The following is a 22,713-nucleotide window of genomic DNA, read 5'->3' as shown; positions in this document are numbered from 1 at the left end:
GACGTGTTGAGCTAACCCATACTAATTACCCGTGAGGCTTAACCATACAACACCCAAGAAGTGTTCGAAGACTTGTAGCAGATACCGAGAACGAAGAATTAAATCAGCTTTTTCAGATTGAAGATTTTGCCTGGCGGCAATAGCGCAGTGGAACCACCTGACCCCATGCCGAACTCAGAAGTGAAACGCTGTAGCGCCGATGGTAGTGTGGCATTCGCCATGCGAGAGTAGGACACTGCCAGGCACCCAATTGAAGAAGCCCGCTCATTCGAGCGGGCTTTTTTATTGCCTGAAATTCAGCCATTTCTGCACAGTTGCCCGTGCTATTCCCCTTTTGCTTGCTCTGCAACGGCAGTGCCATGTTGATTCTGCCAGATTCCATTTGAGCCCTTTTGAGGCATCTCTCCAGCCCTCGGTCAGCATTTCTCCCCCTCCACTGCTAGCCAATTTCCTGATGGTGCAACAATATGGCCATTCTTTTTGTTAATGATCACTATTGCCCTGGCAGGGGATGACAAGGGCTGCGGGATCCTTAGACTGTGAACTTCATCGACAAGGGAGCTGTGTATGTTGGGGATCCACGATCTGGCGTTGTTTATCCTGTCAGGCCTGCTGTTGAACATGATGCCGGGGCCCGACTCCCTGCTCATCATGCTGCGCAGCGGCTCCCAGGGCTGGCGGGCTGGCTCAATGGCGGCACTGGGGATAGGGACCGGCACCATGGTGCATGTGCTGGCTGCTGCGTTGGGGTTGTCCGCTCTGCTGAGCGCCTCGGCCGAGCTGTTTGCCGTCATCAAGTTGATGGGCGCGCTTTATCTGGTCTATCTCGGCTTATCCATGTTCAGGCAAGGGGGAGGAGGCCGGGTATCGGCTGAAGAGGTTGTGTCCCTGCCAGTGCTCTCCTATGGCCGGATCTTCCGGCAAGGGTTACTTACCAATGTGCTCAACCCCAAGGTGGCCCTGTTCTTCCTTGCCTTTGTGCCCCAGTTCATCGCGCCAGATGCGCCGCAAAAAGCGCTGGCATTCATCGTGTTGGGCTGCATCTTCAATTTCAACGGCATGATCTGGTGCCATCTGCTGGCTTTCTCGACCGCCTATGCGAGCCGCAAGGTGAGGCTGCCTGCAAGGCTGAGTACCTGGCTTAACCGTGTGATGGGGGGCTTGTTCGTGGGGCTTGGCATCAAGCTGGCGGTGGAGTGAGAAGATAAACGTCGTCCATAGAAAAAGGCGTATCCCATTGCTGGGATACGCCTTCGTCTGCACTGCAGCAGGATGACTGAAATCAGTTCATGCCGTAGCGCTTGAGTTTCTTGCGCAGAGTACCGCGGTTGATCCCCATCATCACGGCAGCGCGAGTCTGGTTACCACGGGTGTACTGCATGATCACGTCCAGCATGGGAGCTTCGACTTCGGAGAGAACCATATCGTACAGATCAATCACTTCCTGACCGTTCAACTGGGCCAGGTAGTTACGCAGGGCCTGTTGCACAGAGTCACGCAGGGGGCGCTGGGTCGGCTCGGCAGCGTGATTGTGAGTAGTTGTTACCAATGCATCAGAAGTCAGGGTTTGTTCGAACATATTCGGTCGGCTCTTTAGTTATGCGTTAACCTAATCCATCGAAATACGCTTCGAGTGCCTCGAGTTGTGCGTCTGCACAATCCAGGGCATTGAAGTGCTTACGGAATTCTCGGCCCGTCTCTTCTTCATCCAGATACCAGCCCACATGTTTACGGGCAATGCGCGCTCCCAGATATGCACCATAAAACTGGTGCAGGTTGGTTACATGCTCGTTCATCAGGGTGCGAACCTCTTCCCTGTCGGGAGGTGGCAGCTTGGTGCCCGTCTCAAGAAAATGACGGATTTCCCGGAAAATCCAGGGTCGTCCTTGCGCAGCACGGCCGATCATCACGGCATCAACACCGGTATAGTCGAGGACATACCGGGCCTTCTCCGGGCTGTCTATGTCGCCATTGGCGACAACAGGAATCGATACGGCCTGCTTAATCGCCCTGATAGTGTCGTACTCCGCTTCGCCCTTGTAGAGACAGGCACGGGTACGACCATGCACGGCGAGGGCCGCGATACCGCAATCTTCGGCGATTCGGGCGATCTCCTCGCCATTGCGGTTATCCGGATCCCATCCTGTGCGGATCTTCAAGGTGACAGGCACGTCCACTGCGTCCACCACGGCCAGGCAGATGGATCTGACCAGGTCGGGTTGGCGCAACAGGGCGGAACCTGCCAGCTTCTTATTCACTTTTTTTGCCGGACATCCCATGTTGATGTCGACGATCTGAGCGCCCTGCTCCACGTTGTAGCGGGCGGCAAACGCCATCATCTCGGGGTCGGCTCCGGCAATCTGGACCGATCGCAAGCCCCCTTCAGCAGAGTGATCCATTCTCATCCGGGTTTTCTGGGTATCCCAGACATCCGGGTTGGCCAGCAGCATCTCGGAAACGGCCATGCCGGCACCCAGCCGCAAACAAAGTTCACGGAATGGTCGGTCTGTTACACCGGCCATGGGGGCCACGATCAGGGGAGTTTCAAGCGTGTGGGGACCTATCTGCATTCCACGGTTACCATCGGCTTAGGGCGGCGTATATTACGCATTTTTTAGTCAGGAGAAAAGGTTAGTATTTGAGCGTCAGCCATTTTTTTCTGAAAAAAACGTCGCGCCAAGGCTTGCAAAATCAGGAGTGCTTGAAAATCGGACAGATTGTCGAAGCGAAGCGGCGGGGCCAATTGGATGAGGGGGACCATGATTTGCCTGTCCCCATCCCGGACGGGTTTGCGTTATGATAGCGAGCTTGTATCGAGCAAAGACTCCAAACAAATTCATTACAAACAGATTGGGGACGTATGACGGCAAGGTTCATCAAATCTCTCTACCCGTGTCTGCTTGGCGCCATGCTGGGCTCGGCCCAGGCTCAGACGGTCAGTTTCAGCGAAGCCTGGAGTCGGGTCATTCAACAGGATGACGGGCTGGCGGCGGAACAGGCCGGGGTGGAGCGGGCGCAACAGCTGCGCGAAGCAGCCAAGGCCATGTATCTGCCCAAGGTGGACGTGGGGGCCAGCTACACCCACCTCGATCAGCCGGTGGAGCTGGACATGATGGACCTCAACCCCATCGCCAGTCATCCTGAGTTCGGCAAGGTACTGGCGCCCCTCATGCAGGCGCTCAAGCTGACGCCCAATGACTTCGTCACCCCCCTCACCAAGCAGAACGTGGTGACCAGCTCGGTCAAGATGCTCTGGCCGCTGTTTACCGGTGGTCGCATCGATGCGGCACAGGACATTCGCCAGGCCCAGGTGAGCGAGGCGCAGCAGTTGCTGGTGCTCAAGCAGCAGTCCACCTTCGAGAGCCTCTCCCAGACCTATTTCGGGGTGGTGCTGGCGGCCCAGGTGGTGCAGACCAAGCAGGAGATCGAACAGGGGCTGGCTCACCACCTGGAGCATGCCAAGAAGCTGGAAGCTCAGGGCCAGATCGCCAGGGTCGAACGTCTCTCCGCCCAATCGGCCTATGATCGGGCCCGTATCGATACCCAGAAGGCGCGTCGCAGCCTGGAGATTGCCCAGCTGGCCCTTGGCCACATGCTCAAGCTCAAGCAGGCGGAGCCCGATACCCAGCTCTTCATCAATCCGCAGATGCCTGAACTCGCAGCCTTCGTGCAGGAGACGCTGGCGGTGCACCCCGGCCTCAAGTTGCTGACGGCCAAGAAGGAGCAGGCGCAGGGGATGATCAAGCTGGAGAAGGGCAAGTACGCCCCCGAGCTGTTCCTGTATGGCAACTACAACCTCTATGAGGATGACTCGCTGGCCTCCAAGACCACCCCGGACTGGCTGGTCGGGGTGGGTGTCAGCATGCCGCTGGTGAGCCGTGACGGCCGCTCCGAGACGGTACAGGCGGCCAAGAGCGCCGAGCTGCAGGTCAATCTGCTGCAGGCCAAGACCCGCCAGGATCTGGAGTTGCTGGTCGAGAAGACCTGGCGCGAGGCGGCGCAGGGGTTGGAGGAGTTCCAGTCGCTCTCTTCCACCCAGGCGCTGGCCGAGGAGAACGTGCTGCTGCGAGACAAGGCATTCGGGCAGGGGCTCTCCACTTCCCTCGATGTGGTGGATGCCCGCAACCAGCTGGCCGGGGTCAAGACCCAGCGCGCCGCTGCCGCTTATCAATACGTCATTTCGCTGGCGCGTCTGCTGGCCCTCTCCGGGCAGATGAACAGTTTCAACCAGTATCAGCACGGGCAGGCGATCGAGGTGAACTCATGATCGCGGCCTGCCTTGCTCCCATTGTCATGTCTGTTTCGACCGCCAAGGGTCGCCCGTTTGCCGAGGTGAATTCATGAGTCATCCCCCCATCAAGAAGAAGATGAGCCAGGGCAAGCCGCTGCTGCTGCCATTGGCGCTGGTACTGCTGGTCATCTGGCTGGGCTGGCGTTTCTGGCTGGCCTATCAACCCGAGCCGGTGCGTCTGCAGGGGCAGATCGAGGCGCAGCAGTACTCCGTCTCCTCCAAGGTGGCGGGCCGCATCGAGGAGGTGCTGGTGAAGAAGGGGGATCAACTGGCCAAGGATCAGCTGGTGTTCACCCTGGCGAGCCCCGAGATTGAAGCCAAACTGAGCCAGGCCAAGGCGGGCCAGGCCGCGGCCGGCGCCATGGCCGAAGAGGCCGAAAAGGGCGCGCGCGCCCAACAGATTGCCGCCGCCAAGGATCAGTGGCAAAAGGCCAAGGCGGCCGCCTTGCTGCGCGGCAAGACCTACGAGCGCATTGCCAGCCTGCACCGGGATGGCGTGATGCCGCTGCAAAAACGTGATGAGGCCTGGACGGCCTGGCAGGCGGCCAGGTACAGCGAAGGCATGGCCTGGCAACAGTATCAGATGACCCTGGAAGGGGCGCGGGAAGAGACCAAGATCGCGGCCCGCGAGCAGGCCAAGATGGCGGCAGGTTCGGTGGCTGAAGTGGAGGCCTACCTGGCCGATACCCGCATCAATAGCCCGCATGCGGGTGAAGTCTCCCAGGTGCTGCTGCGCAGCGGCGAGCTGGCCCCGCAGGGCTTCCCCGTGGTGACCCTGCTCGACATGAACGATGCCTGGGCCCAGTTCCATATCCGCGAGGATCTGCTACCCCGCTTTGCGCTGGGCACCGAGTTTGATGCCCGCATCCCCGGTCTTGGCGAGCAGACGGTGCGTTTCAAGGTGACCCATGTGGCCGTGATGGGGGATTTCGCCACCTGGCGTGCCACCGACACCCGCCAGGGCTTCGACATGAAGAGCTTCCAGGTGGAGGCGCGTCCGCTGCAACCGGTTGAGGGGCTGCGGGTCGGCATGAGCGTGCTGGTTGAGCTCTGATGGGACGCGAATGGCGGTTGTTGTGGCAGGATCCGTTCGGCCGGGCGCTGGCCAGCTGGTTGCCCCTGCTGCTGATGGGGATCCTCTGCTGGATCTTCTCTGCCGGGTTGGCGCGGGATCTCAAGGTCGGTCTGGTGGATCTGGATCAGAGCGTGCTGTCGCGCCAGCTGGCCTATTCGCTGGATGCCTCCGCCGGGCTCAAGGTCGCGCGACAGTTCGACTCCATCGCTGAAGGGGCCAATGCCCTGCGGGGAGGCGACATCTACGCCCTGGTCGTGCTGCCTGACCATCTCGAGCGGGATGCCAGGCAAGGCACCCAGCCGCGGGTCACCGTGTTCAACAACGGCCAGTTCATCCTGATCGCCAAGCTGGTCAACTCGGCGCTGGCCCAGGTGGTGGGAACCCTCAACGGCCAGGTTGGCGTGCTGACGGCGATGGCCGATGGCAAGGCGCTGCCCGGGGCGCTCGGCCAGGCGGTGCCCATCAACAGTCAGGTGACGGCGCTCTACAACCTCAATGCCAGTTACGCCCAGTTTCTGCTGAGCGCCATCCTGCCTGCGGTGTGGCAGATCCTGGTGGTGCTCTACGGACTCAATGCGCTGGCCCGCACCGACCGGCTGGGACTGGACTGGACTACCAAAGGGGTCTGGTTCGGGCTCTGGCGCACCCTGCTGCCCCACGTGTTGATCGGCTGGGGCTGGGGGCTGCTCTGGACGCTGTTGCTGTTCAAGGGCTTTGCCTATCCCATGCACGGCAGCTGGCTGATGCTGACGGTGGGGTTGGGGCTGGCCTCGGCCGCCTGCATCAGCATGGGAGCCTTCTTCTACGCCATCATCCGGGATCCAGCCCGGGCTCTGTCGCTGGCGGGGGCCTACACGGCGCCGGGGTTCGCCTTCATGGGGGTCACCTTTCCGGTCAGTGCCATGGGGGATTTCGCCCAGTTCTGGCGCAGCCTGCTGCCCATCTCTCACTATGTCGAGCTGCAGATCGGCCAGACCAACTACGGTCAACCGCTGGCGGCAGCGCTGCCGCAATTCGGCGCCCTGCTGCTGTTTCTGCTGCCCCTGCTGCTGGTCGTGCGCCGCTACCGGGCACAGGCGAGCACGACCCAGTCACAAGAGGAGCTCAAGCCATGATGGGATTCCGGGATTTGCTGCGCCTCGAGCTACGTACCCTGCTGGCGGACAGGGCCATCATGCTCACCCTGTTTGGCGGCGTCTTCTTCTACTCCTTCCTCTATCCGCAGCCTTATCTGCACCAGCTGCCGCGGGAAGAGGCGGTGGTGGTGGTCAACGAGGATGGTAGCCAGCTCTCCCGTCAGCTGGAGTTCATGGCCGATGCGACGCCGCAGGTAAAACTGGTGGCACGGGCCAGCTCGCTGGATGAGGCTCGCCAGCGGATGATGGTCGGTGAGGCGAGCGGGATCCTGCACATCCCCAATCACTTCTATCGGGATCTGATGTTGGGCAAGAGCGTGACCCTGAGCTATGCCGGCGATGCTTCCTACTTCCTGGTTTACGGCACCATCGCCGAGGGGCTGGCCCAGGCGGGCGGCACCCTGGCCGCCCAGGTCAAGGTGGCCAGGCTGCTGAGTCAGGGCGAGGCGCTGCCGCAGGCGGCCATGGGCTGGAATGCGGTGGCACTCAACGTACTGCCGGTGTTCAACCCCACCATGGGCTATGTGAACTACGTGGTGCCGGCGGTGTTCGTGCTGATCCTGCATCAGGTGCTGCTGATGGGCACCGGCATTCTGGGGGCGACCCAGAACCAGCGCAGCCAGCGCGGCGAGTCAGGCTATTGGCAGGATGCGCCCGTCCTGCCACTGCTGCTGGCCCGAACTCTGGTGGTGGGGGGGCTGTTCGTGCTGCCAGTGAGCTACTTCTTCGGCTTCTGCTTCGATCACTACGATATCGCGCGCACCGCCGAGCCGGCCGGACTCTGGTTGTTCACCCTGCCGTTACTGCTGGCCACGACCTGGTTTGGCGTCGCGCTGGGGGCCCTCTTTACCCGGCGCGATCTGCCGACCCAGGTGGTGCTTGTCTCCTCCTTGCCGCTGGTCTTCCTGGCCGGCTTCATCTGGCCGCTGGAACTCATTCCGGCGCCGCTCAACTGGCTGGCCCAGTGGGTGCCGAGTACCCCGGCCATCGAGGGGTTTTTGCGCCTCAACCAGATGGGGGCCGAGTTTGCTCAGGTCTCCCACTACTGGTGGCAGTTGTGGGGGCTGGCGCTGCTGTATGGCGCCCTGGCGTGTCTGCTGCTGGGCTGGCGTCAATCCCAGAGGCGAAAGGTTCGCCCGGCCGCTCTGGCGCGGGATGCCGTGAGCGAGCCCTCCGCCGGTTAGGTGTTCCCCGAAAGCAAAACGGTCAGCCCCTGGGCTGACCGTTTTGCTATGGCGATGGCTCATGCCCGGCTGAGGCTTGGGTCGCCGATGGCGTAGATCTGGCCTGCTGTCGCCTCGTCGGTCAGCAGACGCAGCCCGCAGGCGGCGACGTCGGCCCGGCGCACCAGACCATGCATCTCCTTGCCCTGACTCAGCACGGCCGCACCGGTAGCTATGCCATCCTGCAGGCCGGCCGGGCGCAGTATGGTCCACGCCAGCGTGCTGGTCTGCAGCCAGCTCTCCGCCAGGCTCTTGAGCCGCACCTCGTGGCCGAAGGCGGCCCGTGCCCGCTCGGGTAGATATTGCCAGCTGTCGCCACAGCCGAGGGAGGTGACCAGCAGCAGGCGCTTGAGTCCGGCCCGCTCCATCTCGTCGATCACCTGGCGGTTGCCCAGATAGTCGACGGGCTCAACCTGGCGAAAGCTGCCGAGAGTGGAAATGGCCTGTGCCCCTTCACCGGCCAGCCGGCAAGCGGCTGCTACCGCCTGCGGGTCCAGGGCATCCCCGCTGATGACGTCGACGCCCAGCGATTGCAGCTCGGCGGCCATGTCGGCATGGCGCACCAGGGCGACGACCCTGTGGCCAAGTTGCAGTGCCTGCTCGGTGAAGGCGCGGCCCAGCCCGCGGCTGGCTCCGAAGATGAGTGTGGTTGGCATGGTGCGGCTCCCTTGAGTGAAAGGGCTAGCCTAGAGGGCGGGAGAGATGTTGTAAATGAGAGTTGTTTTTATTTGCCTGACAGGAGAGAAAACGGTGAGCCGGAGACACCCGGCTCACGCAGCATCAGCCGTTGTAGTGGCCGATATTGGGACGACGGCTGGGGCCGCTCAGGTGGATATCCACCGGGTTGAAGGCCTTGATCGCCTCGAAGCTGAAGTCGCCGATGGCCTGATGCAGGCTCTGGGGGCTGTGGTTGGTGATGAGGATGACACTTTTTGAGAGGTTGCGGCGACGGCGCAGCAGGTGGCCGAGGAAGCTGGACTGGCTCTCCGCCATCTTGGCGCGATTGGCCGCCACCTCGTCGATGATCAGCAGGTCAACCTCTTCCAGGGCGCGCCGGTACTGGTTGCGCTCCTCCTGATCCTGGATGACGTTGAAGAACAGCCGATCAACGATGGAGGCCCACTGCTGGAAGATCACCGACTTCTGGTGGCGTTCGATCAGCTCGTGCGCCACCGCGCCGGCCAGGGTTGACTTGCCGGTGCCGTAGTCGCCATAGATCAGCATGCAGCCACCGCCGCTCTTCTCCCAGTGTTCGAAACCGCTGATGAAGTAACGGGCCGTCTCGATGGGGTATTGCAGCGCGGGGTCGCCGGCATCCATGCGCTCGAATATCCAGTCCGGGTTGAGGTCGGCCTGGGCGATCAGTTTCTGGATCCGCTCCTGGCGCGCCACCTTCTGCAGTTCGCGCACCTCGGCGTTGGCCTTGGCGTCGTACTCCTTGCGCAGGGTTTCATAGTCGTACTGGCTGCCACCGGTCTGGGCCTGCAGGCGGCGAATGCGCTCGAGCAGACCGCTGACATGGCGGCTTAATTCGGGGTCGTGCATCCGTTGCTCCTGCTTGGCCTTGGCGATCTTCCGGCGTTTGGCCTCGATCTCTTCCAGCTCCTGGCGCAGGGGATCGTGCGGATCAGTCATGGAGTGCTCCTTCTGCTCGGTCTGGGTGGGGACTGGGGTCTGATTTTGCCTGCTGGCAGGGGCCTTCTTCAATCATTATCCGGCTCCTGGCGCTGCGCGGCCAGCCGCTTGGCCTCTTCAATCATCTCCTGTGCCCGCTTGCTCGGGCCCGCCTCCACCGGCTCCGGGGTGACTTGCTGATAGCCGGTCACGCTCATCGGCTGGCGGCGGGCGTAACGGCGGGTCTTGAGGGCGCGAATGAACTTGAGCATCCACTGGTGCTGGGAGTCGAACACCTCGGGCCGCCCCAGCCAGTAGGCGATGAACTCGCCGAGATCTTCTTCGCTGTAGCTGGCATCGATCACACCGCACAGGCGGGCGAGGGCGGGCAACTCTTCATCCGGGCGCCACTGCAGGTGCATCTGGAAGGGGCGCTCCGGCAGGGGGCTGCGCACCCGCTGGGTCAGCAGCGGCAGCTGGAACGGACACTGATGGTAGTGCTCACTCTCGGTCTGGCTCTCTACCTGCAGCAGGCCGGCTTCCATCAGCTCGTCAAACAGTTCGGTCAGCTGGCGGGCATTGACCTGAAAGGAGAAGCCGCTGGGATCGCCCGGGTCGACCACCGCCAGCGCCCGCCCAAGCTCCGGGTAGTTGAGCCTGGCCAGCTGATTTTCCAGCACCAGCCGACGCAGCTGCAGGGTATAGAGGCTGCGGGCAGGATGGGACAATCTGGGGTGGGCGAGGGCGCTGTATTCGGCTGGGGTCATGGCATGCTTCATCGACGAAATTGAGGGGCATTATCCCCCATGGCGGGGCTGCATACAATTGATGGTGGCTAGGGGGAGATGCAGCAGGGCGGGGGCGCCGCCGCTCTCTGCCCGCGTGCGTCAAGGGAGTGATTGTCTGCCGTATGACTCCCTTGCTAGGCCGAAGCGATGCCAGCAGAACAAGGCAGATTTTCGAGCAACCTCATTACCTGCTTTATTTCAAACAGTTGACGGTCTAAATAGCTATCTGGCATAGCTTTAATGGAGATTATTCTATCATCCGATTGGTCAGTGCAGTCGGTTATGGTCTAGGCTTGAAGCTAAATAACTGGTTGACTAATAAGAGCTTTATCAAGATGTCAAAAGCCGGATTACGGATTCTGGTGGTGGAAGACGAGGTCGTTTTTCGCCACTCCTTGGTAAATTATCTCGAGCACGATGGCGCCTGCGTCTTCCAGGCTGAAGACGGTATCGAAGGTCTCTCCGCCGCCGCGCTTTACCACCCCGATGTTGTCTTGTGTGACCTGAACATGCCCAACATGGATGGCCATGAGGTGATCGCCTGTCTCTCTGCCCGCTATCCTCATACCCCTGTCATCGTCATCTCGGCCCAGAGCAAGATGGAGGCGGTCGAACGGGCGCTGCGCGCCGGCGCCCGCGACTTTCTGCTCAAGCCCATCTCGGACTTCGGTCAGGTGCGCCGCAGCATAGAGCAGTGTCTGGCGGCCAACCACGGCTATGGGCAGCAGCTGGAGTTGATGGATCACATGGACTTTTTCCGCGAGCACGACAAGGCGGCCACCCGGTTGCTGGCCTGGTTGAAGCCACCCGGTTTGCAGGAGTGGGGCCCCTGGCAGGTGACCTTCAAGGGGATGGGCAACCTGTTCATTCCCGATACCTTCAAGGTGGATGACAAGCTGCTGGTGCTGGTGATGGAGTTGCCGGTGCTCGGGGTGGATGCGGCGTTTTGCGGGGCCCTGGTGCGCTCCCTGATGAACGGGCCCTATCGCCAGTTTCAGCGCGGCGAGAGCCTGTTGCTGACTCAACCCCATCGGCTGCTCGACTACCTCAATCTGCAGCTGATCGAATCCGGCTTGCGCCACTCGTTTGCCATGGCCGCACTGCTGTTTGATCAGGAGGACGGGCTGGTCTTTGCCAATGCCGGGCTGACCTCGCCCCATTGGCTGGTACGCTCCGGGGGGCTGCCGCTCGGTCTACTGCGCACCAGCCACTACGCCTTGCACAGGCGCAGCTGGCATGAGCCGTTTGACCTGCAGTTTCGCAGCGACAGTGGCAGTGCCCTGCATGTGCAGGTTCGACATCATTGAGGCCTTGTCAGACGGCCACAAACAAAGAGGGCGCCCGTGGGCGCCCTCTTTGTTGCTGACAATCTTAACCGCTTAGACGGCGGCAGATTGCAGCTTCTTGTCGTGTTCCTGCGGCTCTTTGGCCGGGCCTTCGGCACCGTGCATCCAGTAGACCAGGCGGTTGGCCATGGTCAGCAGGATCAGGGCGCTGATGACGGCTGCCAGCGCGATGCCACCGAAGATGGCCATGGCACCGGACTCGCCGACGAAGGAGCCGATGAAGCCGGCGGCATAGTTGGCGAGAGCCACGAAGCCGAACCAGGCACCCATCATCAGGGAGGCCAGACGCAGCGGAGCCAGCTTGGTCACCATGGAGAGGCCGATCGGGGAGAGGCAGAGTTCGCCCAGGGTGTGGAACAGGTAGGCGCCGACCAGCCAGAACATGGAGGTCTTGACGGCCTGATCACCACCTTGCTCCAGCACGGCACCGATCATGAACAGGAAGCCCACGGCCAGGAACAGCAGACCCATGGCGAACTTCACCGGGGAGTTCGGCTCTTTCTTGCCGAGCTTGATCCAGATGGCGGCCACGATGGGAGCCAGGGTGATGATGAAGAAGGGGTTCAGGGACTGGAACCAGGCGGTCGGTACTTCGAAGCTACCGATCATGCGGTCGGTATACTCCTGTGCGTACAGGTTCATCAGACCGCCAGCCTGCTCGAAGCCGGCCCAGAAGATGATGGTGAACAGACCCAGCACCAGGATGACCTTGATGCGATCCACTTCCTGCTTGGTCAGCGGGGCTTTCTGCTCTTTGGAGCGCTGCTCGGCGGCGCGCTGGGCGGCCGGCACGCGGCCGATATCGCCCAGGAAACGCTGGGCCATGGTGGCCTGTACTACCAGAGAGAGCAGCATGCCGATACCGGCGCTGACGAAGGCGGCTTGCCAGCCGTAGGCGGTGGCGGCTGCGCCACAGATCACGCCGGCCAGCAGGGAGCCCAGGTTGATGCCCATGTAGAAGATGGTGAAGGCACCGTCGCGACGGTGGTCACCTTCCTGATACAGGTCACCTACCATGGTGGAGATGTTCGGTTTGAACAGACCGTTACCCACGATCAGCAAGCCAAGACCTGAATAGAACACGGTGTTGACCATGTCCGGGAACATGGCGTGGGGCAGGGCCAGCGTGAACTGGCCGGCGGCCATCAGCACGGCACCGAACAGGATGGCGCGACGCTGACCCAGGAAGGTATCTGCCAACCAGCCGCCGATGATCGGGGTGATGTAGACCAGACCGGTATAGATGCCGTACAGCTTGAGGGCATCGGCCTGAGTCCAGCCCATCCCGCCGTTGGCAGTCATGTCAGTCAGATAGAGCACGAGCACGGCACGCATGCCGTAGTAGGAGAATCTCTCCCACAGTTCGGTACTAAAGAGCAAAAAAAGCCCTTTAGGGTGACCTAAAAAGGTCCCTTTGGACGGATTATTCATTGGAACTTCCACCTGTGTCTTATATTTTTTTAGAAATTTTATGCAAGGGCTAGGAACAAGCCTTAATCCTTATAGAACAAGCGTGATTAAATTACAATATTATGATTTAGCGATATTTTATCTATCAATGGTTGAATATTTGTTTATAAAATGAAAAAGGGCATCGAATGATGCCCAGTATAATATTCTTTCGTTTGGTTAAATATTCAGCGATTACAGCTGCTTGGCAAACTGCTTCAGCCAATTGATAAATTCACCGTTCAGCTCCGGATGGCGCGCGGCATATTCCACGTTGGCTTTCATGTAACCCAGCTTGCTGCCGCAGTCGTGGCTGCGCCCTTTCATGAAGTAGGCGTTGACCTGCTCCTGCTCCATCAGCATGGCGATGGCGTCGGTCAGCTGGATCTCGTCACCGGCACCGGCGGGGGTGCGTTCCAGCAGCGGCCAGATGTTGGAAGAGAGCACGTAACGGCCGACCACCGCCAGATTGGAGGGGGCTTCATCGCGGGGCGGCTTCTCGACGATGGCCTGCATCGGCAGGGACATGCCCTCGCTCAGCGCCTCACCTTTGATGTCGGCGATACCGTATTTGTCCACTTCGCTCTCGGGGACGGCTTCCACCATGATCTGGCTGATGTGGTTCTCTTCGAACATGTGCACCATCTCGGCCAGATTGTCCTGCTTGAGATCGCTGGCCACCTCGTCGATCAGCACGTCCGGCAGCAGCACCGCAAAGGGGTTGTCGCCGATCAGCGGGCGGGCGCAGAGCACCGCGTGACCCAGCCCTTTGGCTTCACCCTGACGCACGTGCATGATGGTGACGTCTTTCGGGCAGATGTGTTGCACCTCTTCCAGCAGCTGACGCTTGACCCGCTTCTCGAGGGTTGCTTCCAGCTCGAAACTCTTGTCGAAGTGGTTCTCGATGGAGTTCTTGCTTGAGTGGGTGACCAGCACTATCTCCTTGATGCCGGCCGCGATGGCTTCGCGCACCACATACTGGATCAGCGGCTTGTCGACGACGGGCAGCATCTCCTTGGGGATGGCCTTGGTGGCTGGCAGCATGCGGGTACCCAGACCGGCGACGGGAAGAACGGCTTTGCGTACAACGAGCGGTGTCTTTTTCATGGAGAGAGTCCAGAGATACAAAGTGGGCCCATGATACCCGAAGAAAAATAGGGCAGCCACAGGCTGCCCTCAGGATGGAAGTGGCGGAAACCGGTTACTTGACGATGATCATGTCCCGATTTGCTTCCAGCGTGGCGGGGCCGATACCGCTGACATCGGCAAGCTGGTCAACAGTGGTGAACTTGCCCTGTTTCTCGCGATAATCGACGATGGCCTGTGCCTTCTTCTCGCCGATGCCCTTGAGCGCGGTCAACTCGTTGATACTGGCGGTATTCAGGTTCACCTTGCCACTCTCCTTGGCGGTGGCAACCGTGGTGGCCGGTGTGGCGGCGGGCTTGTCGGCGGCCAGCAGGGGCTGGCTGAGCAGCGGCAGGCAGCTCATCAGCAGGGTGGCGGTCAGGGTCTTGTAGTTCATGGCGTCACGTCCTTGTGTTGTGGGATTCGCTATTGAGGATTAGTCGAGCCGCGCCACTTTTTGTCTGTCATATCTGACACTGTATAAGTCAGAGCAAACGGCTATAAGCCTCCTCTATCCAAAATGGGTACACTGCTCCAACCATTTGACCAGGATGTCTTTTTCCATGTTTTTTCCCGCAATCTCCGAGCTGGAGCCCATCGCCCGCGCCGCCGGCGAGGTCATCATGGCCATCTACAGTCAACCCTTTGCGGTGGAGTACAAGGGGGACGAGAGTCCGCTGACTGCCGCCGACAAGGGAGCACACGAGCTGATTGTCGCGGCGCTGGCCAGGCTCACCCCCGATATTCCAGTGCTGTCGGAAGAGTCCTCCCCCGAGGTGATGGCGGCGCGACTCGGCTGGTCCCGCTATTGGCTGGTGGATCCGCTCGATGGCACCAAGGAGTTCGTCTCCCGCAACGGCGAGTTCACCGTCAATATCGCGCTGATCGAGCATGGCCAGCCACTGTGGGGTCTGGTCTATGCTCCCGTGCTGGACAGGCTCTGGTATGGTGGCAAGGGGGTGGGGGCCTCGCGCATTGCCGATGGCAAGCATGAGGCTATCCAGACCCGACCTCATCAGGAAGGCACACCCTGGCGCGTGGTGGGCAGCCGCAATCACCTGTCACAGGAAACCCTGGATTACCTGGCGCGCTTTGGTGACATGGAGCGGGGCGAGATAGAGCTGGTTTCCATGGGAAGTTCGCTCAAGTTCTGCATCATCGCCGAGGGGGGCGCCGAACTCTATCCGCGCCTCTCCCCGACCTGCGAGTGGGATACGGGGGCGGCGCAGGCGGTACTGGAAGGGGCTGGCGGCAGCGTCACCCAGCTGGATGGCTCGCCGCTGCGCTACAACAAGCCCGACATCCTCAACCCCTGGTTCGTGGCCAAGGCATAAACGGGACGGTGGAATGCAAAAAGGCCGGACGGGAGTGAGTCTCCAGTCCGGCCTTTTTATTTCTCTACTGCCCTTGGCTCAGAAGACCTTCTTGAACGGCTTGATGGTCACCTTGGCATAGACCCCGGCCGCCACATAGGGATCGGCATCGGCCCAAGCCTTGGCATCCGCCTGGCTGGCGAACTCGGCGATGACGGTGCTGCCGGTAAAGCCGGCATCGGCCGGATCCTCGGCATCGATGGCCGGGTTGGGGCCGGCGGTGAGCAGCCGTCCCTCATCCTGCAGCGCCTGTAGCCTGGCCAGATGGGCCGGGCGCGCCTGCTTGCGCAGCGGCAGGCTGCCCTGAACATCTTCGGAGTAGATGAGATACCACATGAGAGGATCCTTTTCTGATGGCGGTTATTTTTTCAGTTCGTCTTCTTGTTTGGTCAGCTGCTCGGCAGGCAGGTGGCGATAGAGATAGACACCACTCAGCAGGGTGAACACCAGGGTCATGCCAAGCAGACCGAACACCTTGAAGTTGACCCACACCTCCTGTGGCAGGTTGAAGGCCACATAGAGGTTGAGCAGGCCGCAGACGGTGAAGAAGCCGACCCAACCGAGATTGACCCGATCCCAGACGGGATCCGGCGCCTGCAGCTCCTTGCCCAGCATCTGCTTGATGAGGTTCTTGCCAAAGCCGTAGCGGCTAATGAGCAGGCCCAGCGCGAACAGTACGTTGATGACGGTCACTTTCCATTTGATGAAGGTGTCGTCGTGGAAGATGACGGTGAGGCCACCGAAGAAGCCGACCAGCAGGAAGGTGAACAGCTGCATCTTCTCGACCTTGCGATAGCGAACCCAGCTGTAGGCGAGCTGCAGACCGGTCACCACCACCAGGGCGCCGGTGGCCATGTAGATGTCGTAGAACTTGTAGACCGCAAAGAAAACGATAAGGGGAATAAATTCAATAAATTGCTTCATGTCTGGCTCGTCGCCCTCAAGAGTGGAACGCAAAATTTCATCCAGTGTACCTGCCCGATGGGCAACGGCAAATGAATAAGACCGCTCATTCGCCAGCCAGTTCCTCAGCCAAATAGCTGCCCTGCGATCTCATCGCCCAACCGTTTCTGATCTGCCAGCAGATCGCGAATATGACGCTCTTCGATGAGGGGGTTGAGCAGCACGGCCCGCAGCAGGGTGAGCGGTTGGGCACCGTAGCGACCCACGGCCCGCTGGGTGCGGGAGACAAAACTGTGCCCCTCGGCGCGTTGGGCTTTTTGCAGCGCGACGTTGAAGGCATTGACCTGCTCGTTGGCGGCTTCGTCCAGCACCTTGCCCTGCAGATGAGGGGGGATGCAGCGATAGGAGAGCAGGTTCATCACCGGGGCCGACATCAGCTCGAAGGCCGGATCCTGGTCGATGAGGCTGGCCATCAGGCGGGCCCGGTCGTAGTTGGCCTCGATGAGCTCGGCATAGCCCTGCTGGCCGAACAGCTGGAAGGCGGCATCCAGATAGAGGGCGTTGGCCGGGCGGGTTCCCTCCAGGGTGAAGCGCCCCTGATCAAAGGAGCTGGCGCGGATGGCGTAGGGGGCCTCTCGCTTGACCGCCATCATCAGGTCCGGCTGGCGGCAGAGCAGCATGCCGGTACCGAGCGGTACCAGCAGTTGCTTGTGGCCATCCAGGGTGACGGTGTCGGCGTGCTCGATCCCCGCCAGCAGCCCTTGATAGCGGGACGAGAAGAGAGTCGGGCCACCCCAGGCGGCATCCACGTGGAAGTGGATCTTCTCGCGAGCGGCGATGGCTGCCAGCTCAGGCAGCGGGTCGATGGAGCCGAAATCGGTGCTGCCGGCCACACCGACCAGCGCCAGCACTTTCAATTTCTGCTCTTTGCACTGGATCAGCGCCTGCTCCAGCGCGGCCAGACTGAGCCGGTTATGCTGGTCGGTCTCGAGGCGCCAGACGCTACGCGCCCCCAACCCCAGCAGATCCATCCCCTTGTCGAAGGAGTAGTGCATCAGCCGCGAGCCCAGGATGACGGCGCCGCGATACCCCTGCTCATAGAGGGCGAACAGGTTGTCGCCGCAGGCCCGGTTGCGGGCCAGCCAGAGGGCGGTGACGTTGGCGATGGTACCGCCGCTGGTCATGACGCCGAGCGCCGCATCCTTGGCATGCATATGGGTGCCGTAGAAGGGCTCGTCGGCGCGATAGACGAGGCGATGCAACTTGGCCAGCACCTCCCGCTCCAGAAAGCTGAGCAGGCGGGAGGATTCCATCTTCATCGGGTTCTGGTTGAGCATCACCACCAGACGGGAGAGCTCGGCTGTGAAGGCCGGCAATGGTGCCGTCATATGCCCCATGTAGCGTGGCGAGGTCAGGTGGGAGGCGCCGGGCACCAGGGTGGCCAGCCTGGTCAGGTAGTCCGCCATGGCGAGCCCCGTTTCCGGCATGCCCGATTGTTCAAGCTGGTGGGTGAACTGGTCGCGCTGATAGGGAGCCTGACTGTCATCCGAGTGGTGGAAGGTCTCCAGCAGATCCGTCATGGCCTGGCCAAAGGCCGGATCCGGTTGTGCAAACAGCTCAGTCAACTTCATCAGGTTCTCCAGACCGGGTTGCCGGGGAGTCGGGGGTGAACAAGGGGCGGCAACAGCTAAGTGGGCATCGGCCGCAGAGCATACACCAAAGGTCAACGGCTGACAGCCATGCGCGCGGTGAGGAAACATCGCAAATAGGGGCTGATCATCTTTAAGCTAACACTTGTACTCTGAAATGACGGCAGCTAGAGTGAGCGCAGTTTGGGCAGGAGTATGCAATGAGCAGTGTGACGGATTATTCGCCCCGCGAGGAGCTGGCCAACCGCCTCAGCCACGGGCTGGGGCTTGTGCTGGGGATCCTGGGGTTGGTGTTGTTGTTGAACAAGGGCTGGGCGCAGGGCACCCAGGCACTGATCAGTTATAGCCTCTATGGTGGCAGTCTGGTGCTGCTCTATCTGGCCTCGACCCTCTATCACAGCATGGCGGAGGGGCCGGCCAGGCGCTGGTGCAAGGTGTTTGATCACTGTGCCATTTATCTGCTGATCGCCGGCACCTATACCCCTTTTCTGCTGGTGGCGCTCGACACGCCGCTGGCACAGGGGCTGATGGTGGTGATCTGGGGGCTGGCGCTGGCGGGGGTGGTGTTCAAGCTGCTGTTCATCAACCGCTTCAAGAAGCTGTCGCTGTTTACCTACCTGATGCTGGGCTGGCTGTCGCTGCTGGTGGTCTATCAGCTTTATATCCATCTGGAGGGGGAAGGCTTGCTGCTGCTCGGGCTGGGTGGTCTCATCTACAGCCTGGGGGTGATCTTCTATGTGGCCAAGCGCATCCCCTACAACCATGCCATCTGGCATCTGTTCGTGCTGGGGGGCAGTGTTTGTCACTTTATGGCCATTTATGGTTACGTCGCATAACTAGCCCTTAATTGGTATTTTTTGCCGCGCAAAAGGATAAATTCGTGCGGTATCACACAGTTGACCGCGACGTTTGCTGACAAGCTAGGGACAGTTCAATTCGCAAAGGATGCACGAAATGAGTGATATCGCGCTTTCCATCAGCATGTTGTCGCTGGTGGCAGTGCTGGGGCTCTGGCTGGGGAACTGGCGAGTCTATGGCGTTGGTCTCGGGATCGGAGGGGTGCTGTTCGGCGGCATCATAGTGGGCCACTTCGCCGGCCTCTCGGGGCTGGCGCTGGATGAGCAGACCCTGCACTTCATTCAGGAGTTCGGCCTGATCCTGTTTGTCTACACCATCGGCATTCAGGTCGGTCCCGGCTTCTTCTCCTCCCTGCGCAGCTCCGGCCTCAAGCTCAATGGCTTCGCTGCCCTGCTGGTACTGCTCGGCTGTGCCGTGGCGGCAGCCCTGCATCAGCTGTTTGATGTGCCGCTGCCGGTGATCCTGGGGGTCTTCTCCGGCGCCGTGACCAATACCCCTTCCCTCGGTGCCGGCCAGCAGATCCTGGCCGAGCTGGGGGCCGCCCCCGGTTCCACCGGCCTGATGGGGATGGGCTATGCGGTCGCCTATCCGTTCGGCATCTGTGGCATTTTGTTGACCATGTGGCTGATCCGCATGTTCTTTCGCATCAAGATCGACGAAGAAGCCGCCCAGTTTGAACAGCAGGCCGGCAAGACCAAGGAGAGTCTGCAGACCATCAACATCGCGGTGCGCAACCCCAACATCCACGGTCTGATGCTGAGCGAGATCCCGAGTCTCGACGAGGCCGACGTCATCTGCTCGCGCCTCAAGCGCGGCGAGGAGCTGATGGTGCCGCGACCGGAGTCGCGCATCGAGCTGGGTGACTTGCTGCATTTGGTGGGTGAGCGACACGCCCTGCGCAAGGTACTGCTGGTGCTGGGGGAGGAGGTGGAGACCTCGCTCTCCACCCGTGGCACCGACTTGCGGGTGGAGCGGGTGGTGGTGACCAACGAGCAGGTGCTCGGCAAGAAGATCCGCGATCTCGACATCAAGCAGAAGTACGACGTGGTGATCTCGCGCCTCAACCGGGCCGGCATCGAGCTGGTGCCGACCAGCCAGACCAGCCTGCAGTTCGGCGACATCCTCAATCTGGTGGGACGGCTCGACGCCATCGAGGCGGTCACCAATGTGGTGGGCAACGTGCAGCAGAAACTGCAGCAGGTGCAGATGCTGCCGGTGTTCATCGGCATCGGTCTCGGCGTGCTGCTCGGCTCCATCCCCTTCTACCTGCCGGGCTTCCCGGCCGCGCTCAAGCTGGGTCTGGCGGGCGGGCCGCTGGTGGTGGCGCTGATCCTGTCGCGCATCGGCAGCATCGGCAAGCTCTACTGGTTCATGCCCCCCAGTGCCAACCTGGCGCTGCGGGAGATCGGCATAGTGCTGTTTCTGGCGGTGGTGGGCTTCAAGTCCGGCGCCGGCTTCATCGATACCCTGATCAACGGTGACGGCCCGGCCTGGATGATGTACGGGGTGGCGATCACCCTGATCCCGCTGCTGGTGGTCGGGGTGCTGGCCCGTCTGTACGGCAAGATGAACTACCTCACCCTGTGCGGTCTGCTGGCCGGCTCCATGACGGATCCTCCCGCCCTGGCGTTTGCCAACGGCATGCATCCCACCAGTGGTGCCAGCGCGCTCTCGTACGCGACCGTCTATCCGCTGGTGATGTTTCTGCGGATCATCTCGCCCCAGTTGCTAGCCATCCTGCTGTGGGCTGGCAGCTGAACATAACCCCGAATGGGAGCACTGGAGGTGCTCCCTTCATATTTTTGCAACACATTGATCATCTTGATTTTATTTTTTATTCCCACCGCTATTGACCCTTCTGTTTAACCGACCGTTCCTGCCTCGAATCAGTCTATCCATTCGAATTTTCTAACTGGTTTCTGGTGCCGTTCACGGGCACATTAGACGGTGGAATATTGCATGCCAATAGAGATTCAGGAGAGAACATGAGCAACCACGAAATTGCATTGGATCAGGACGTTGTCGTTACCCAGTTGAAAGGCAAGGTTTACCTGGTCGCCGCAGATGGCAGCCAGCAACCGCTCGCCGAAGGCGATATCCTGCCCAAGAATGCCGTGTTGATCACTCCTGAGGGCGCCAGCTTCAAAGGTGGCAACCAGACTTTCACCCTGAGCCCGACCAACGAGCAGCAGGCTGAGGATGAAACGTCTCAAGAGCCGCTGCTTGCCCAGAACGTGCCGAGCGACAATCCCAATGACATTGCTGCCCTGCAGCAAGCCATTCTGGGTGGCGCCGACCCGACCAAGGCGTTTGAAGCCTCTGCTGCCGGTGGGGCTCCTGCCGCCGGTGGTGGTATTGGCGGCGTGGCCGGCGCCAGCGGCAATGGTGGTTTCGTCACCATCGACCGTACCGGCGATGCCACCATAGCGGCGGCGGGTTTTGATACGACCTATCAAACCGATGCCGGCGTGACCGCTGATGCACTGCCGGGTGAAGAGAACCGCCTGATCGATCTGGTGCCGCCGGTGATCACCGTCTCTGCGCCTGACAATACCAACGACACTACCCCGACCATCACGGGTACCACGGATGCCGCCGCCGGCAGTACCGTGACCCTGCTGGTGACCGATGCCAATGGCAACCAGCAAACCCTGATCACCACCGTCAATCCGGATGGCACTTTCAGCGTGGATGTCACCACGCCGCTGCCGGATGGTTCCTACACCGTCACGGGCAGCGTCACCGATCCGGCCGGCAACACCGGCACCGCGACTGACGACGGCAGTGTGGACAGTACCGCGCCCTCGGCACCGCAAGTGGACATCCAGGACGGGGCGGACAATGTCATCTCCGCCAATGAGCGCGAGAACGGGGTGGATGTCATCATCCGGCTGCCGGGCGATGCCAAGGCCGGTGATCGTCTCGATGTGGACTGGAATGGTGATGGCGTACCCGACTCCAGCAGAATTCTGACGACCGACGATATCGGCCGCACCCAGGTCACCCTGACCATCCCCACCACGGATCTGCCGGTCAACGGCCCCATCACGGTGGATGCCACCCTGACCGACCCGGTGGGCAACACCTCGCCCAAGGGAACCGACAACAGCGTGGTGAATGCCGCACCCCAGCCGGGCGACGACCAGTTCACCGTGGCAGAGGATGGCACAGTCACCATCAATGTGCTTGGCAACGACACGGATGCGGATGGTGATCCTCTCACCATCACCGCCATCAACGGCCAGGCCATTGCCGAAGGCGGCACGGTTGCGATCAGCAACGGCTCCGTCACCCTGAACAATGGCCAGTTGATCTTTACACCGGCTCCGGATTTCAACGGCAACATCGCATTTGAATACACAGTTACCGATGGCCTGAACAGCGCCACTGGCGGCGTGACCGGGACTGTTACGCCGGTCAACGATGCTGCGGTGATCACCGGTACCAATACCGGTGGTGTGACCGAAGACGAAAGCAACCCTACCCTGACCGAGACCGGTACCCTGACCGTGACCGACGTGGACGGGGCCGACGAAGCCAAGTTTGTGGCGGGCAACGGCACCCCGAGTGCGGGCGCGCTGGGCAGCCTCTCCATCACCGAAGGCGGTGCCTGGACCTACAACGTCGACAACAGCAAGGTGCAGTACCTGGGCGAAGGTGAGACCAAGGTTGAGACCTTCACCGTGGCCTCGGTCGATGGCACCACCCACACCGTCACCATCACCATCACCGGCGTCAACGATGCCGCGGTGATCACCGGTACCGACACCGGTGGCGTGACCGAAGATGAAAGCAACCCGACCCTGACCGAGACCGGCACCCTGACCGTGACCGACGTGGACGGCGCCGACGAAGCCAAGTTTGTGGCCGGCAACGGCACTCC

21 protein-coding genes and 1 rRNA gene are annotated in these 22,713 nt (G+C 61.0%); 11 read left to right on the top strand and 11 right to left on the bottom strand.

Annotation, left to right across the window (positions count from 1 at the left end; translation table 11 throughout):
* The first annotated feature begins 129 nt into the window (after positions 1–129).
* Together rrf and AB5Y81_RS14340 are read left to right on the top strand one after the other, a co-directional pair.
* Positions 130–244, top strand: a 5S ribosomal RNA gene (gene rrf / locus AB5Y81_RS14345).
* A 323-nt stretch (positions 245–567) separates the two neighbouring features.
* The gene (locus AB5Y81_RS14340; RefSeq protein ID WP_017780966.1) at positions 568–1,200 is read left to right on the top strand and encodes a LysE family translocator; all 633 of its coding nucleotides are present in this window, start codon (positions 568–570) and stop codon (positions 1,198–1,200) included.
* 82 nt (positions 1,201–1,282) lie between these two features.
* Here AB5Y81_RS14340 and fis read toward each other — a convergent pair whose 3' ends face one another.
* Positions 1,283–1,579, bottom strand: coding sequence for a DNA-binding transcriptional regulator Fis (fis, locus tag AB5Y81_RS14335; protein ID WP_005309538.1), 297 nt, complete (start codon positions 1,577–1,579; stop codon positions 1,283–1,285).
* A gap of 25 nt (positions 1,580–1,604) precedes the next feature.
* Complete coding sequence (gene dusB, locus AB5Y81_RS14330; RefSeq protein WP_124250971.1) at positions 1,605–2,570, bottom strand: tRNA dihydrouridine synthase DusB; 966 nt, start codon at positions 2,568–2,570, stop codon at positions 1,605–1,607.
* 338 nt (positions 2,571–2,908) lie between these two features.
* Between dusB and AB5Y81_RS14325 the strand changes: the two genes are divergently transcribed.
* The 4 genes from AB5Y81_RS14325 to AB5Y81_RS14310 all read left to right on the top strand — a co-directional run bounded on the left by AB5Y81_RS14325 (position 2,909) and on the right by AB5Y81_RS14310 (position 7,686).
* Positions 2,909–4,267, top strand: coding sequence for a TolC family protein (locus tag AB5Y81_RS14325; protein ID WP_017783355.1), 1,359 nt, complete (start codon positions 2,909–2,911; stop codon positions 4,265–4,267).
* A 73-nt stretch (positions 4,268–4,340) separates the two neighbouring features.
* Positions 4,341–5,345 (top strand): HlyD family secretion protein, encoded by a 1,005-nt coding sequence (locus tag AB5Y81_RS14320; RefSeq protein ID WP_017780970.1) that lies wholly within the window; start codon positions 4,341–4,343, stop codon positions 5,343–5,345.
* Complete coding sequence (locus AB5Y81_RS14315) at positions 5,345–6,481, top strand: ABC transporter permease (RefSeq protein WP_017780971.1); 1,137 nt, start codon at positions 5,345–5,347, stop codon at positions 6,479–6,481. The genes AB5Y81_RS14320 and AB5Y81_RS14315 overlap by 1 nt, the downstream gene beginning before the upstream one ends.
* Positions 6,478–7,686 carry an ABC transporter permease gene (locus tag AB5Y81_RS14310; RefSeq protein WP_279485321.1) on the top strand — a complete coding sequence of 403 codons (1,209 nt, stop codon included), beginning with the start codon at positions 6,478–6,480 and terminating at the stop codon, positions 7,684–7,686. The genes AB5Y81_RS14315 and AB5Y81_RS14310 overlap by 4 nt, the downstream gene beginning before the upstream one ends.
* Before the next feature lie 59 nt (positions 7,687–7,745).
* On the opposite strand, the gene AB5Y81_RS14305 is transcribed toward AB5Y81_RS14310, so the two are convergent.
* The 3 genes from AB5Y81_RS14305 to AB5Y81_RS14295 form a co-directional block, all read right to left on the bottom strand.
* Entirely contained in the window at positions 7,746–8,381 is a 636-nt protein-coding gene (locus tag AB5Y81_RS14305; protein WP_017783359.1) for an SDR family oxidoreductase, read from the bottom strand.
* A 124-nt stretch (positions 8,382–8,505) separates the two neighbouring features.
* Positions 8,506–9,360, bottom strand: coding sequence for a DnaA/Hda family protein (locus AB5Y81_RS14300; RefSeq protein ID WP_021469262.1), 855 nt, complete (start codon positions 9,358–9,360; stop codon positions 8,506–8,508).
* A gap of 68 nt (positions 9,361–9,428) precedes the next feature.
* On the bottom strand, positions 9,429–10,106 hold the full coding sequence (locus AB5Y81_RS14295) for a DnaT-like ssDNA-binding domain-containing protein (protein ID WP_005309566.1): 678 nt from the start codon (positions 10,104–10,106) through the stop codon (positions 9,429–9,431).
* A 356-nt stretch (positions 10,107–10,462) separates the two neighbouring features.
* Here AB5Y81_RS14295 and AB5Y81_RS14290 point away from each other — a divergent pair, with 356 nt between their 5' ends.
* Entirely contained in the window at positions 10,463–11,434 is a 972-nt protein-coding gene (locus tag AB5Y81_RS14290) for a response regulator (RefSeq protein WP_005309570.1), read from the top strand.
* A gap of 72 nt (positions 11,435–11,506) precedes the next feature.
* Here AB5Y81_RS14290 and AB5Y81_RS14285 read toward each other — a convergent pair whose 3' ends face one another.
* From AB5Y81_RS14285 to AB5Y81_RS14275, 3 genes are all read right to left on the bottom strand, one after another.
* Positions 11,507–12,904, bottom strand: coding sequence for a peptide MFS transporter (locus AB5Y81_RS14285; protein WP_011707249.1), 1,398 nt, complete (start codon positions 12,902–12,904; stop codon positions 11,507–11,509).
* 213 nt (positions 12,905–13,117) lie between these two features.
* Positions 13,118–14,029: a UTP--glucose-1-phosphate uridylyltransferase GalU gene (gene galU / locus AB5Y81_RS14280; protein WP_005309577.1), complete on the bottom strand. Its 912-nt coding sequence runs from the start codon at positions 14,027–14,029 to the stop codon at positions 13,118–13,120.
* Between the two features lie 94 nt (positions 14,030–14,123).
* Positions 14,124–14,444, bottom strand: a complete 321-nt coding sequence (locus AB5Y81_RS14275) for a ComEA family DNA-binding protein (protein WP_211052874.1) — start codon at positions 14,442–14,444, stop codon at positions 14,124–14,126.
* Between the two features lie 166 nt (positions 14,445–14,610).
* Between AB5Y81_RS14275 and cysQ the strand changes: the two genes are divergently transcribed.
* Positions 14,611–15,381, top strand: coding sequence for a 3'(2'),5'-bisphosphate nucleotidase CysQ (gene cysQ / locus AB5Y81_RS14270; protein ID WP_026141488.1), 771 nt, complete (start codon positions 14,611–14,613; stop codon positions 15,379–15,381).
* Between the two features lie 78 nt (positions 15,382–15,459).
* Here cysQ and AB5Y81_RS14265 read toward each other — a convergent pair whose 3' ends face one another.
* The 3 genes from AB5Y81_RS14265 to AB5Y81_RS14255 form a co-directional block, all read right to left on the bottom strand.
* Complete coding sequence (locus AB5Y81_RS14265; RefSeq protein ID WP_005309589.1) at positions 15,460–15,756, bottom strand: YciI family protein; 297 nt, start codon at positions 15,754–15,756, stop codon at positions 15,460–15,462.
* Between the two features lie 24 nt (positions 15,757–15,780).
* On the bottom strand, positions 15,781–16,344 hold the full coding sequence (locus AB5Y81_RS14260) for a septation protein A (protein WP_005309592.1): 564 nt from the start codon (positions 16,342–16,344) through the stop codon (positions 15,781–15,783).
* A 104-nt stretch (positions 16,345–16,448) separates the two neighbouring features.
* Entirely contained in the window at positions 16,449–17,954 is a 1,506-nt protein-coding gene (locus tag AB5Y81_RS14255; RefSeq protein WP_279485322.1) for a pyridoxal-dependent decarboxylase, read from the bottom strand.
* 218 nt (positions 17,955–18,172) lie between these two features.
* On the opposite strand from AB5Y81_RS14255, the gene AB5Y81_RS14250 reads away from it, so the two are divergent.
* The 3 genes from AB5Y81_RS14250 to AB5Y81_RS14240 form a co-directional block, all read left to right on the top strand.
* The gene (locus tag AB5Y81_RS14250) at positions 18,173–18,808 is read left to right on the top strand and encodes a hemolysin III family protein (protein WP_010636289.1); all 636 of its coding nucleotides are present in this window, start codon (positions 18,173–18,175) and stop codon (positions 18,806–18,808) included.
* A gap of 118 nt (positions 18,809–18,926) precedes the next feature.
* On the top strand, positions 18,927–20,588 hold the full coding sequence (locus AB5Y81_RS14245; RefSeq protein WP_005309602.1) for a putative transporter: 1,662 nt from the start codon (positions 18,927–18,929) through the stop codon (positions 20,586–20,588).
* A 227-nt stretch (positions 20,589–20,815) separates the two neighbouring features.
* The coding region (locus AB5Y81_RS14240) for a retention module-containing protein (protein ID WP_368146709.1) at positions 20,816–22,713 on the top strand (1,898 nt) is incomplete at its 3' end.

The organism is Aeromonas sp. s2 (assembly GCF_040907935.1).
Lineage (GTDB): Bacteria > Pseudomonadota > Gammaproteobacteria > Enterobacterales > Aeromonadaceae > Aeromonas > Aeromonas dhakensis.
Note: the sequence above shows the minus strand (reverse complement) of the source record. Positions and strands in the feature narration are given on the sequence as shown.

Excerpts from the sequence above, each read along its gene's own strand:
- AB5Y81_RS14285 (WP_011707249.1), bottom strand. The coding sequence starts at position 12,904 with ATGAATAATCCGTCCAAAGGGACCTTTTTAGGTCACCCTAAAGGGCTT.
- galU (WP_005309577.1), bottom strand. The coding sequence starts at position 14,029 with ATGAAAAAGACACCGCTCGTTGTACGCAAAGCCGTTCTTCCCGTCGCC.
- AB5Y81_RS14255 (WP_279485322.1), bottom strand. The coding sequence starts at position 17,954 with ATGAAGTTGACTGAGCTGTTTGCACAACCGGATCCGGCCTTTGGCCAG.
- AB5Y81_RS14305 (WP_017783359.1), bottom strand. The coding sequence starts at position 8,381 with ATGCCAACCACACTCATCTTCGGAGCCAGCCGCGGGCTGGGCCGCGCC.
- AB5Y81_RS14295 (WP_005309566.1), bottom strand. The coding sequence starts at position 10,106 with ATGACCCCAGCCGAATACAGCGCCCTCGCCCACCCCAGATTGTCCCAT.
- cysQ (WP_026141488.1), top strand. The coding sequence starts at position 14,611 with ATGTTTTTTCCCGCAATCTCCGAGCTGGAGCCCATCGCCCGCGCCGCC.
- AB5Y81_RS14250 (WP_010636289.1), top strand. The coding sequence starts at position 18,173 with ATGAGCAGTGTGACGGATTATTCGCCCCGCGAGGAGCTGGCCAACCGC.
- AB5Y81_RS14245 (WP_005309602.1), top strand. The coding sequence starts at position 18,927 with ATGAGTGATATCGCGCTTTCCATCAGCATGTTGTCGCTGGTGGCAGTG.
- AB5Y81_RS14325 (WP_017783355.1), top strand. The coding sequence starts at position 2,909 with ATGCTGGGCTCGGCCCAGGCTCAGACGGTCAGTTTCAGCGAAGCCTGG.
- AB5Y81_RS14275 (WP_211052874.1), bottom strand. The coding sequence starts at position 14,444 with ATGAACTACAAGACCCTGACCGCCACCCTGCTGATGAGCTGCCTGCCG.
- AB5Y81_RS14260 (WP_005309592.1), bottom strand. The coding sequence starts at position 16,344 with ATGAAGCAATTTATTGAATTTATTCCCCTTATCGTTTTCTTTGCGGTC.
- AB5Y81_RS14340 (WP_017780966.1), top strand. The coding sequence starts at position 568 with ATGTTGGGGATCCACGATCTGGCGTTGTTTATCCTGTCAGGCCTGCTG.
- AB5Y81_RS14320 (WP_017780970.1), top strand. The coding sequence starts at position 4,341 with ATGAGTCATCCCCCCATCAAGAAGAAGATGAGCCAGGGCAAGCCGCTG.
- AB5Y81_RS14290 (WP_005309570.1), top strand. The coding sequence starts at position 10,463 with ATGTCAAAAGCCGGATTACGGATTCTGGTGGTGGAAGACGAGGTCGTT.
- AB5Y81_RS14315 (WP_017780971.1), top strand. The coding sequence starts at position 5,345 with ATGGGACGCGAATGGCGGTTGTTGTGGCAGGATCCGTTCGGCCGGGCG.
- dusB (WP_124250971.1), bottom strand. The coding sequence starts at position 2,570 with ATGCAGATAGGTCCCCACACGCTTGAAACTCCCCTGATCGTGGCCCCC.
- AB5Y81_RS14265 (WP_005309589.1), bottom strand. The coding sequence starts at position 15,756 with ATGTGGTATCTCATCTACTCCGAAGATGTTCAGGGCAGCCTGCCGCTG.
- AB5Y81_RS14300 (WP_021469262.1), bottom strand. The coding sequence starts at position 9,360 with ATGACTGATCCGCACGATCCCCTGCGCCAGGAGCTGGAAGAGATCGAG.
- fis (WP_005309538.1), bottom strand. The coding sequence starts at position 1,579 with ATGTTCGAACAAACCCTGACTTCTGATGCATTGGTAACAACTACTCAC.
- AB5Y81_RS14310 (WP_279485321.1), top strand. The coding sequence starts at position 6,478 with ATGATGGGATTCCGGGATTTGCTGCGCCTCGAGCTACGTACCCTGCTG.